The 11090-nt window shown below is 65.3% G+C and carries 6 protein-coding genes and 2 pseudogenes; 2 read left to right on the top strand and 6 right to left on the bottom strand.

The window, feature by feature from the left end; all coding sequences use genetic code 11:
* The 6 genes from DBR22_RS14755 to DBR22_RS14730 all read right to left on the bottom strand — a co-directional run.
* Window positions 1–684 (bottom strand): carbohydrate ABC transporter permease (locus DBR22_RS14755; protein ID WP_108599645.1); only part of this gene is annotated, 684 nt, incomplete at its 3' end.
* Window positions 684–1706 (bottom strand): ABC transporter permease, encoded by a 1023-nt coding sequence (locus tag DBR22_RS14750; protein ID WP_258229221.1) that lies wholly within the window; start codon window positions 1704–1706, stop codon window positions 684–686. The genes DBR22_RS14755 and DBR22_RS14750, both read right to left, overlap by 1 nt.
* Before the next feature lie 84 nt (window positions 1707–1790).
* The gene (locus tag DBR22_RS14745) at window positions 1791–3320 is read right to left on the bottom strand and encodes an extracellular solute-binding protein (RefSeq protein ID WP_108599644.1); all 1530 of its coding nucleotides are present in this window, start codon (window positions 3318–3320) and stop codon (window positions 1791–1793) included.
* An 83-nt stretch (window positions 3321–3403) separates the two neighbouring features.
* A complete protein-coding gene (locus tag DBR22_RS14740) occupies window positions 3404–5968 on the bottom strand; it encodes an exo-rhamnogalacturonan lyase family protein (protein WP_108599643.1) in 2565 nt (854 codons plus the stop codon).
* Window positions 5965–8079 carry a beta-galactosidase gene (locus DBR22_RS14735; protein WP_108599642.1) on the bottom strand — a complete coding sequence of 705 codons (2115 nt, stop codon included), beginning with the start codon at window positions 8077–8079 and terminating at the stop codon, window positions 5965–5967. Before DBR22_RS14735 ends, DBR22_RS14740 begins: the two co-directional genes overlap by 4 nt.
* Window positions 8072–8752 (bottom strand): YesL family protein, encoded by a 681-nt coding sequence (locus DBR22_RS14730; protein ID WP_108599641.1) that lies wholly within the window; start codon window positions 8750–8752, stop codon window positions 8072–8074. Before DBR22_RS14730 ends, DBR22_RS14735 begins: the two co-directional genes overlap by 8 nt.
* Before the next feature lie 329 nt (window positions 8753–9081).
* On the opposite strand from DBR22_RS14730, the pseudogene DBR22_RS14725 reads away from it, so the two are divergent.
* Window positions 9082–10284: pseudogene (locus DBR22_RS14725) on the top strand (Gfo/Idh/MocA family protein); the annotation flags it as partial.
* Window positions 10275–11090: pseudogene (locus DBR22_RS24570) on the top strand (family 78 glycoside hydrolase catalytic domain); the annotation flags it as partial. The pseudogenes DBR22_RS14725 and DBR22_RS24570, both read left to right, overlap by 10 nt.

Below are 11090 nucleotides of genomic sequence, written 5' to 3'. Positions count from 1 at the left end.
CATCTGCAGGGTCCACTTGGAGTTGTCCGAAAGGTAGAGCAAGGGTGACATGAAGTCGTTCCAGATCCCCACGGCGTAGAAGAGGGCGAACGTTGCCAGGACGGGTTTGGACAGCGGCAGCAGGATCCGCCAGAGGATCCCTACTTCGGTGGCGCCGTCCATCTTGGCGGATTCCTCCAGCTCCGCGGGGAGTTCCTGGAAGAAGTTCTTGATGATGATCAGGCTGAACGGGTTGATCGCCGCGGGAAGGATCAGCGCCCAGTAGGAGTTGAGCAGGCCCAGGTCCTTGACCAGCAGGAACGTGGGAATCATGCCGCCGGAGAACACCATGGCGAAGACCACCAGGGACAGGATCAGCTGCCGGCCGCGGAGGTTCCTTTTGGCCAGCGGGTAGGCCATGGTGACGGTCAGGATCAGTTGCCCCACAGTCCCCACCACGGTGACGAGCACGGTGGTGATCAGGGCCCGGGTGAACGCCTGGGTGGAGAAAATGTACTCGTAGGCGCCCAGGGAAAACTGTTCGGGCCAGACGAAGAAGGCCCGCCGGGTGATCTCGGCTTCGGTGGCGAACGAGCCGGCGAAGACGTAGACGAAGGGCAGCAGGGTGACGATGCCGATCAGGGTCAGGAAAACGTAGTTGACGGCGTCGAAGATCCGCCCGCCGGTGGTGTTGTGAATCTTCATTAGAACAGTCCGCTCTGGTTGAATCGCTTGGCCAGGGCGTTGGTGCCGAAGATCAGCACGATGCCCACCAGGGATTTGAACAGCCCCACCGCTGTGGAGTAGGAGTAGGCGCCCTGGGTGATGCCCACGAAATACACGTAGGTGTCAAAGACGTCGGCCACGGACCTGTTCAGGGCGTTGGTCATGAGGTATATCTGCTCGAAGCCGGTGTTCAGCATCTGCCCGATCGCGAGGATGAGCATCACGATGATGGTGGAGCGGATCCCGGGCAGGGTGATGTGCCAGACCCGGCGGAACCGGCCGGCGCCGTCGATGATCGCTGCCTCGTACTGGTCCTGGTCCACGGTGGCCAGGGCGGCAAGGAAGATGATGGTCCCCCAGCCGGTGTTCTTCCAGATCTCCTGCAGGATGATCAGCGGCCGGAACCAGGCAGGATCGGACAGGAAGTCGATGTCCGTGCCCAGGACGTTGTTGATGAACAGGAACAGCGGCCCGAAGTCCAGTGCGAAGAGCAGGAAGCTCAGCGACGCCACGATGGTCCAGGACAGGAAGTGCGGGATGTAAACCAGGGTCTGGACGGTGCGTTTGAGGATCGAGAGACGGACCTCGTTCAGCAATAAAGCCAGCACGATGGTCAGCGGGAACGCGATGCCCAGGTTCAGGAACGCCAGGATCAGCGTGTTGCCCAGCAGCCGGGCGAAGTCAGGGTTGGAGAAGAAATCCTGGAAGTGCTGGAACCCCACCCACGGGCTGGCGTTCACGCCCAGGAACGGGACGTAATCCTTGAACGCGATACTGACGCCATACATCGGGGCGTAGCGGAACACCGCGAAATACAGCACGCCAGGAAGGAGGAGCAGATACAACCACTTGTAATGCGCGAAGTGGACGGAGAACTTGCCGCGCGGGACCTTCGGAGCCTTGGGTGGTTTCCCGCCCCGCTTTGGGGCCGTGCCGGGTTCCGCCCCCGCACCGTCGCCGGCGCCGATGTTCGAGGCCAGGGCGTCTGTCAGTTGTGACATGCAGGCCTCCTTTCTGGTGGTGATGGTCCGCTGCCGGCCGGCCCGTAAATTATCTTGGGGCCGGCCGGCAGCGCCGGGCGGATGCTACTTGTTGTCCTGCCAGAGCTTGTTGATCTCTTCCTTGACCTTGTCGCCACCGCTGGTGTTCCACAGCTTGATGGCGTCCTTCAGGCCCTGCTCATCGATCTGGCCGGCCAGGTACTTGATCCGCGCGTCAGCGACGATGTTGTCCAACTGGGCGCCCTTGGACACGTAGGTGGCCGAGACGTAGGGAGCTGCCGGGTTGTAGACGGCGCTCTTGAGATCCTCTGCCATCACTTCAACGCGCTTGTCGAAGACCTGCTGCTCGTACTCGGAAGCCTGCTTGACCGGGTAGAAGCTGTTCCCGGCGACGTTCATTCCCAATTGCGCGTAGCTCTTGATATCGGTGGCCACCGCCTTGCCCTCAGGGGTTTCCGGCTTGATCGGGGCAGCAGCGCCATCCTCCAGCGCGAAGTTAACGCCCTCAATACCGTTGTTGAGGAGTATTGCGGCGTCCTTACTGTTCAGGGTGTTGATGAATTCCAGGACCTTGGTCAGCTCGGCTTCGGTGCGGACGCTGGATTTGGGGATTGCCAGGAACCCGGAGTAGCCGTCGGTGGGGTGGGCGTGAAGTTCGCCGTCGGGGCCTTCCAGGTTTCCGACAAAGCCGACCTTGTTCTCGAAGTTGTTGGGGTCTGCCTGCTTGAAGAGGTTGATCAGCACGCTGACCCGGGAGTCGACGTCGACAATGATGCCGCCCTTGCCGTTGAAGAACGGTTCGTTCCACTTGGTGCCGTCGAAAGTGGCGAAGTCCGGGTTGATGAGCTTTTCGTCCACCATCTTCTTGACGAAGCGGTTGGCCTCAAGGAATTCCTCGGTTTCGAAGCTCGGGATGAGCTTGCCGTCCTTCTCGGTCCAGCGGTTGCCGGCGCCGTACCATTCCTCGATCAGGTCATAGGGGCTGTTGGATCCCAAAGCACCCCACTTGGGGATGGTGATGCCCCAGGTATCGTCCTGCCCGTTGCCGTCCGGATCCTGTTCGGTGAAGGCCTTCGCCACCTTGTACAGGTCCTCGGTGGTTTTGGGCGCTTCCATGCCCACCTTGTCCAGCCAGTCCTGGCGGAACATCACGGCAGCGCGCATGGGTGCCCGGCCGCGGTAGACGCCGAAGACCTTGCCGTTGATGCTCGCGTTTTGCTGGATGTCAGGGAAGGTGGTCTTCAGGTTGGGGTAGTTGTCCAGCTTGTCGGTCAGGTCCCAGAAGGCACCCGCTTCAGCGTTCTTGACGAATCCCGGCGACTTGCTCTGCACCACCATGACGTGGGGGATTTCGGAGGAGGCCAGGGTGATGTTCATTTTGTCTTCGTAGGAGGCGTTGGGCGTCCACGTGATGTTGACGTCCTTGCCGGTGATTTCTTCCAGCTTCTTCTGGACGGCGCCATCGGCACCAGGCGGCTGGGCCTCCAGGAAGGGGGCCATGATGCTGACCTGGGTCAGGTCCGCGGCCGGTGCTTCGCCGCCGCTGCAGGCGGTCAGGGTCAGGGCCGTGGCGGTCACGACGGCGGCGGCCAGGCTGAGTTTTCTGTTAATCATGGTGTTCCTTGTCCACTTCTTCGGGGTTGAATCGGGCGGTTTGGTTCGGTTGGTGCAGGTCAGTTCGGTTGGTGCAGGTCAGTTCAGGTGGCGGTGCGGGTCAGCTTTTGGGGGTGGTTGGCCCAGCGCGGACTGCCCGGCGGGCCGATCAGTTCCAGGCAGAGCGTGGCGTTGAGGGCCCATTGGGAGGCCCAGTTGGTGGAGATGGCGGGGTGTTCGACGACGGGCTGCCAGGTCTGTGCGTGCTGCAGCGATTCGGCGAAAGGCGCTGAGAGTCCGCCGCCCGCATTGTCGAGCAGGATGTCCCACGCCTTGGCGGCCAGTTCCTCGTCCCGGTAGTACCAGGCGCCGTAGGCCATCATTCCCGTGGCCATGGACGGCCAGCTGAAGTGGGTGTCATCCAGGGCGCCGCCGGTCAGGCGCTGCTTTTCCTCTTCCGGGAGAGCGTAGAACCTGCCGAAATCGGCCAGCATACGGCGGAAGCCTTCGTGGTCCAGTGCCTCGGCTACCTCCAGCCAGACCTGCGGCGCACCGAAGGCGATGATCATGTGGAAGCCGCCCGCAGTGCCGGTAAACATGTGGTGCAGGTCCAAGGCTGTGGCGTCGAACTCAACGGTGGGCCCGGACAGCAGCCCGTGCGGCATCGCCTCGAGCTGGCCGATGCCTTTGGTGATCCGGTCTTTCCACTGGGGGTCGCCGGTGCGCTCATATTCGCTGAACCAATTGGAGACCAGCGCGGACCAGTCCGGGCCGATCCGGATGTGGGTCCGCTCCGGGGTGCGCTCATAGAACTCACGCATGGGGTCCAGCCGGTCCAGTGCGTGTTCGGCGTCGCGCACCTCGGTGAGGAGTTCCCCGATGCGTTCGTCGCCGGTGAGGAAGTAGTAGTACCGGTGCAGGCCGGCCATGCTGATCCGGACCTCCTTGCAGCCGCAGCCCCAGTGGACCACGTTGTGCCGGGAGCCCAGCTGCGAGTATTCGCCGAAGTGGTGCCGGTCCACCTCGGCGCTGTGCCATGTCATGGCCTCGGCGAGCCGGAAGGCCCGGGCATCTCCGGTGCGCAGGAAGGACTGCCACAGCCACATGTTGGGCGCGAGTTCGTTGTTGGCCCAGGCGAAGCCGCCCAGATCGTAACGCCACTGGTGGCGGTACTGGTCATAGCTGTGCATAAAGTCGCCGAAGTTCCAGTAGCCGTACCAGCCGCGCTGCTCAACCTCCTGCGTGTAGAAATCGACCAAGCCGTCGAGCCGCTGTTCCACCGCAGCCCCGGCCGGAACCGTCTCCGGGAGCCCCCACGTGGTCCCGGCAGCGCGGGAGGAGTAGTAGAGCTCCGGGGAGCAGACCGGCTGGGCCGGCAGTTGGCGTTCGCTGGCGAGCTCCCACAGCCAGCCGTTGGACGGTGAAGCGTCAACAAAGTCAAAGGAAATGTGCGAGGTGTTGGCTACACCTTCCGGGGTGGAGCGCAGCTCGTCGAAGCCTTCGTAGGCGCTGGGCACGAAGCATTCGTCCGAGTAATGGCGCAGGTCCATGGGCTCCACCGATTCGGCCCAGGACCACGCGGTGAAGGACGCGGTATCCCCTGCCATACCGTCCACTTCCAGGGCCGCGGGGAACTTCTGCCAGAACCCGCGCAGGGTAACTGCCACCCCGCCGGTGGTGTCCCCGGCATACAACAGGCCCTGGCTGCGGTGGCCCTTGCCCATCCGGACGGGCAGCAGCTTGGCGGCGGTCTGCTTCTCCAGCCGGAAGTAGTCCTCCGATTCCTGCGTGACCCGGAATGCGGACCACACGGCGTTCTGCCGGCCGACGGCGAACAGCGCCGCGGTGCCAGGTGTCTCGTGGACTGCCTGGCCGGCCAGTTGGCGTGCATAGTCAGGGTTGTCGCCGCTGAACGGCCGCGTGTAGAGCGACTGCACGGGTTCGGTGTAGACAGCGGTGTCCCCCGCGATGCTGACGCGGCGGTTCAGCAGGTCCCCGCTGAGGCGCCTCTCGAGCCGCAGCCCGATGCCCTTGATGAGCCGGTCCTTTGCCGCATCCTGGAACAGCAGGGTCTGGGTAACCTGCAGGGTGGGCTGGCCGGCGAAGAAGGCCAGACGGATGATGAACCGGAGCAACTCCGTTCCACGCGCAGTCACCGATCCTTCAATCCGGATCACAGTCCGGACAGCCCCCGGGGTTTCGATGCCCGCGGACGCAAGGCTCACTTCTGCGTCCGGCGCACTCACCACCAGGCGAAGCGCGTCGCCGAGGTGCCGCCCGTCCGGTGCCACAAACGGGCCCGTGAGTGCGTCCCCGGTGTTCCCGGCCGGTCCCGGAACCGACACGGCGAAAGCGCCGGTGTCCACGCGGATGGCGTCACCTTCCCGGGTGGCCAGCAGCCGGGGCGCCACAGCGGTGGCTGCGGCCCTGCCCGTCGCGGGCACCGGCTCCAGATCACCTGCATCTGTTCCGGCCGGAACCACCACGGCGTGGGCAGTCCACTTAACGCTGCCGTCAGGCCAGAAAGCCAGCGGCCTGGCCTCATGGACCAGCGCGGTATCGGCGAGCCGGATGTCCGCCACGTTGGTCGGCGCCAGTTCGCCCTCGGTCCACGGCCGGCCATAGGAAACAGCCGTATCGATCCGGGGTGCCTGTTCAAGCCATTTCACAGTGAGCGCTCCTCTTTGATGTCTTCCAGGACCACGTAGTCGTAGGCCCCCAGGGTGTGTACGCCAGCGGTCAGCGTGATGGCGGGATGACCCAGGCGGGTGCCGGTTGCGGAAGGGGGATCCTCCTTCGCCAGCAGCCTGCGCGCGGGACGGGCCAGGGTGAACGTGCCGGGTTCACCGCCCATGTTGACCAGCCAGTGCTGAAGCCGGCCGTTGCGCCAGCGCGGGTAATCCGCCACAGCGCCGCCGGCGGTGCGCACGGTGGGCAGTACCCCGGCGCACGCATGCTCGACGACGGCGGCAAGCGCCGCGCCGTCGTCGTCCGGTCCCCCGTTTCCGGGGTAGGCGCCCAGCAGGATCATCCGGCCCGCACCGATCCGGCGTTCGGTGGCGAACTCGAGGCCCTCCGCGGGACCTGCGGTGACCGTTCCCAGAGCGGTGGCAGCGCGGGGTGATTCAGTTTCCGGCAGGCGGAAGAAAGTGCTCATGCGGGAGAGGACGACGTCGCGTCCCAGGATGCTGCCCCGGGAACCTGAGCCGGTGGCCGGGAACTGGAAAATGGATTCGACGCCGGCGGCGGCTTCCAGGCCGCCGAGGGCGGAGTCAGCGTGCCACGTGTGGTGTTCCGTGCGGCCGCCGGTGCCTGGTCCGCAGACCCAGGTCCCGCCGGCGTGGACCCAGTCAAGGATCCGTTCCCGGTCCTGTGCAGGGAGGTGGTGGACGAACGGCGTAAACAGGACACGGACGCCGGCGAGGGTGGCTTCCACGGGTAGCAGGGACCGCTGGATACCGGCCCGGACCAGTCCTGCGTGGAACGCGGAGATCAGGCCGCGGTAGCCGGCACCGTCACCCGCTTCTGCCGCCAGGAATGCCTTGGCATGGTCCGAATAGTGGACGGCCACAGCGGGCCGGGCCGGGCTGCTGTGGTCCAGTAGTGGCTTCATGGCGGGGAGCATTGCCCCGATCGCCTCGGCGCTGCTGTAGCCGATGGTGGGCTGGCCCCAAGCGCTGACTACAGAGCCGTGCGCCTGCTCGCTGCCGCCACGGTGCTGGCGGAAGTGCCAGAACAGGAATCCGGCGGAGCCTGAAGCGTAGGTGGCAAAGGCCTCAGCTTCGACGAAGCCGTGAGGGTGCGGCACGCCGTAATGCTGCACAGAGCCGCCGTGGCTGGGGCTGGTCTCCATCAGGACGGTGCGCCGGGACTTCGCCAGCCCCGGGAAATAGTCCAGGTTCATCAGGAATGCGGAATGGTTGTCCGCGGCCGGGTACGTGTCGAAGCTGGAGAAATCCAGGCCATCGAAGAGCGCTGCGTTGTCCAGGTCGAAGCCGAAGCCACTGTTGTGCGTCACGGGCAGGCTGCTGTGGGTGCGGATGATGTCCGTCTGTTCGCGGGCAAACCGGTTGATGCTCTCTTGGCTGAACAGCCCGAAATCATTGACCAGCGATGTGTTGTGGAGGAACGGTGTGGGACCGGGAAGGGGCACCTGGGCGAATCTTTGATACGTTTCACTCCAGACCGCGGAATGCCACGCCTCGTTGAGCAGCTCCACCTCCTGGTACTTGGCGGTGAGCCATTCGGTCCATAGCCCGGCACACGTTGGGCAGTGGCAGCCGCCCACGTGGGACTTGAACTCGTTGTCCAACTGCCAGGCAACCACCCGGTGGTCGTTCCCGACGGCGGCTGCGAGGGCCTGCGTGATCCGTTCAGCCTTTTCGAGGAAAACCGGGTTGTTCGTGCAGATGTGCTGCCTGGAGCCGTGACCCAGGGCGGTGCCCCCGGCCGTATGGTGCAGGCGTCCGGGGTGGCCGTGGGTCAGCCAGACGGGCGGCGTCACGGTTGGCGTGCAGAGGATGGCTTTTATTCCGTTGGTGCCCAGCACGTCGAGGGCCCGTTCCAGGATGTCCAGGCGGATATCGCCGTCGTCCGGTTCCAGGGCGGACCACATGAACTCACCCAGCCTGGCCGTGTTCATGCCCAGCCGGGCCATGTGGGCAGCGTCGGCCTCAAAGGTGGCGGCGTCGAGGACCTCGGGATAGACCGCGGCGCCATAGAGAAGGCTGCCGTCAAACAGCTGGCCGTCAAAAAGCCGTTCCTCAGAAAGCTCAGGCAACGGGTGCCCCCTGCTGCATCGGGCGGAGGCCGGACATCTCCGGGGATGGAACCAGGTCCGCCACCGACTCGTCGTTGGCGGTGAAGAAACGGTCGCACAGCCAGCCGGTCACGTACAGCCAGGCGCCGATGCTGAAAAACGGGACCAGCCCCGGCAGTGTCCGGCTGGCGTAAACGGCCGCGGCACTGACGAACAACAGGATGACCGTACCGGCCAAGTGACGGACCGCAAAGCGCGACGAGGTCATCAGATACTGGGCCACCGGGAGTTCATAGCGGGCATACAGGGGGAACAGGTAGCAGGCCACGGCGGCCAGGAAGAGGGCTGCCGCAAAGGTGCCGGCCGCCATGAGCTCAGAGATCAAGCCATCGGCGCGTGAAGCGTAGTCCCAGTTCATCACCAGGACAACGGCCACAGCCATCACGGGCAAAGCCAGTGCGTTGGCACGCGCGAAGTTCGCCAGGTACTCCCGCGCGAAAGATTTCAGGAGCGGAGCGGCCTCGCCGCGGGACCGGCGCCTGACCAGAATCTGGGCTGAAGCCGTGGCCGGGCCAGCTCCCAGGACGCCCAGGCCCAAGAGCGTGAAGAGAATCCAGAGCAGGTTCAAACAGGCGATCCACAGCAGGGTGTCGAAGAATGAGTAGGCACGTGCGCTGAAAGTTCCAGTCAGCATGGCAAAGCTCCGTTCGGTTCTCCATCGTTGCAGAAACGGTTCCAGAAGTGGGCCGCGTCACGTAAGTAATCGGTTTCTCAGAACCTAGACCCCTCGCGACGGACACGTCAAGTGAAATTTTGAATCGTTACATTACTGGACGTAGTCGGCGGGCATAGTCCACACTGGGTATGGAAAGCGCTTGCCGAACCGGGTATCCTGACGCCAGGGCATCGCACTTGGGGACGCGGCTACTGACGCTTCAGAAACCCGCCTCAGCTGTCCCTGCGCCGCGGTCACTCGCGGCCGGAGCCTGAGATTCTTGTGCCTGCGGGCAGAAACGGAGACCCATGGGAACGCCAGCCGGCACCGACGCCGAGTCACAGTCCCTCAGCGCAGATCCTGTCCAGGCCACACCGGTGGAGGCGGAAGGCCGGACGGCGCGCGTCGCGCTGGTAGGCGTCCACGGCTTCGGCACCCACCACCTGCGCAACCTTGAGCGGCTGCAGGCGGCCGGCGTCGTCGAGCTCGTGGCAGTGGCCGATCCCCAGCCGCCGGCCCCCGGATCCGTGCCGGCAACAGCCGCCGTTTATCCCGGGCTCACCGAACTCCTGGCCGCCACTCCGGACCCTGACGTGATCATCGTGGCCACCCCCATCCAGACCCATGCGCCGCTTGGCCTGGCCGCCCTGGCAACCGCGGCTGACCTCTATCTCGAAAAGCCGCCGGTGGCGTCCCTGGCGGACTTCAACACCCTCTGCGAGGCTGCCCGGAAGTCCGGGCGGAGCGTCCAGATCGGCTTCCAAAGCCTCGGATCACATGCGCTGGCGGCCATTGAGGAAATGGTGGCCAGCGGTGCCATCGGCACGCTGCAAGGCATCTCGGCCACGGGCCGGTGGGTCCGCGACCGGGCCTACTACAAGCGATCCCGCTGGGCCGGAAAACGGAGCATCGACGGCGTTGACGTGGTTGACGGCGTGGCAACCAATCCGCTGGCCCACGCAGTGGCAACTGCCCTGCGGATCGCCGGTGCCCGCACCATGGCCGACGTCGCCTCGGTGGAGACAGACCTCTACCGCGCCAACGACATCGAATCCGATGACACCTCGGTCATCCGGATCCGCACGGCCGCCGGGCTGCCGGTCACCTGCGCACTCACCATCTGCGCCACCGAGTCGGTGGAGCCTTATGTGACGTTGCAGGGCTCCGAAGGCCAGGCGGTGTTCCATTACACCGAGGACCGCCTGACCGTCACCACTGCAGAGGGACAGAGTGAGCAGCTTTTCGGCCGGGACGATCTCACCGGGAACCTGATTGCCCACCGCCTGGACGGCGCCCGGCTGATCAGCCCCCTTCTGGACAGCGGAGCCTTCATGCTGGTGCTGGAAGCCATCCGGACCGCACCGCTGCCGGCACTGATCGGCAGCGAGTACGTCCAGTGGGTCGGCGTGGGCGATGCCGCCCACGCCGTCGTCGTGGGGATTGAAGACGCCTTGGAGCGGGCCACGCGTGAGCATGCCACCTTCAAGGAACTGGGCCTTCCGTGGGCGCGCTGACCGCTGCAGGTCTGCTGACCGACGGCCTCGCCAACTGCCTGACGGCATCCCTCAAGCCAGTCTTCGGCTGGCAACTGACCCAGCCGGATGGCGCTGACCCTGCCGCTGCCCGGCAGACCGGCTACGAGATTGCCGTCGAAGACACGGCCGGGACGGAGGTCTGGTGCTCCGGGCCGGTCCCTTCCGGACTGCAAGCCAACGTCCCATACCTGGGCCCTGATCTGGCCGAAGACGCGGACTACAGCTGGCGGGTCCGGGTGCGTGACTCCGCCGGCCGCCAGGGATCCTGGTCCGGGCCCGGCCACTTCAGCACCGGACTCTCGCACAACGGGTGGGCCGCCGATTGGATCCATCGTGCACCGGGCGGCCGGGCTCCCCTGGAAATCCTGGACGGCGCCCTGCGGGTGGCAGGCTCCCCCTTCCTGCCACTCCCCTGCGCTCCGGTCCGCGAGGTCAGGGTGGAAGCCCGCCTCAAGCCGGCGATGGGCTGGGCCGGACTGCTCCTGCGCAGCACCGGCCCCGGAACCGGGCTCCTGCTGGAACTGAATTCAGCAGGCAACGTCGTCCTGCGGCGCGCCCCGGCCTGGGACATTCCCGCTGCCGCGGCTCCGGACACCGAGGTGCTTGCCACCGCTCACCTTGAACAGACTGTCCAGGCAGCTCAGGAGCGGCTGCCCGGCAAGGACATGGTCCCCGGTTCCTGGCATGACCTGGCGGTTGACGACGACGGCGGCACCATCACTGTCAGCCTCGACGGCGTCGGCCTGCTCACCGTGGCGGAGCCTGCCGCCCCAGGGTTCCAA

Source organism: Arthrobacter sp. HMWF013 (assembly GCF_003061105.1).
In the GTDB taxonomy this organism is placed as follows: Bacteria; Actinomycetota; Actinomycetes; order Actinomycetales; family Micrococcaceae; genus Arthrobacter.
The sequence above is the reverse complement of the archived record's forward strand: the minus strand, read 5'-3'. Positions and strand labels throughout refer to the sequence as shown.

What these genes read in the sequence shown, in the direction of transcription:
- DBR22_RS14750 (WP_258229221.1), bottom strand. Translation starts at nt 1,706, where the DNA reads ATGTCACAACTGACAGACGCCCTGGCCTCGAACATCGGCGCCGGCGAC.
- DBR22_RS14745 (WP_108599644.1), bottom strand. Translation starts at nt 3,320, where the DNA reads ATGATTAACAGAAAACTCAGCCTGGCCGCCGCCGTCGTGACCGCCACG.
- DBR22_RS14730 (WP_108599641.1), bottom strand. Translation starts at nt 8,752, where the DNA reads ATGCTGACTGGAACTTTCAGCGCACGTGCCTACTCATTCTTCGACACC.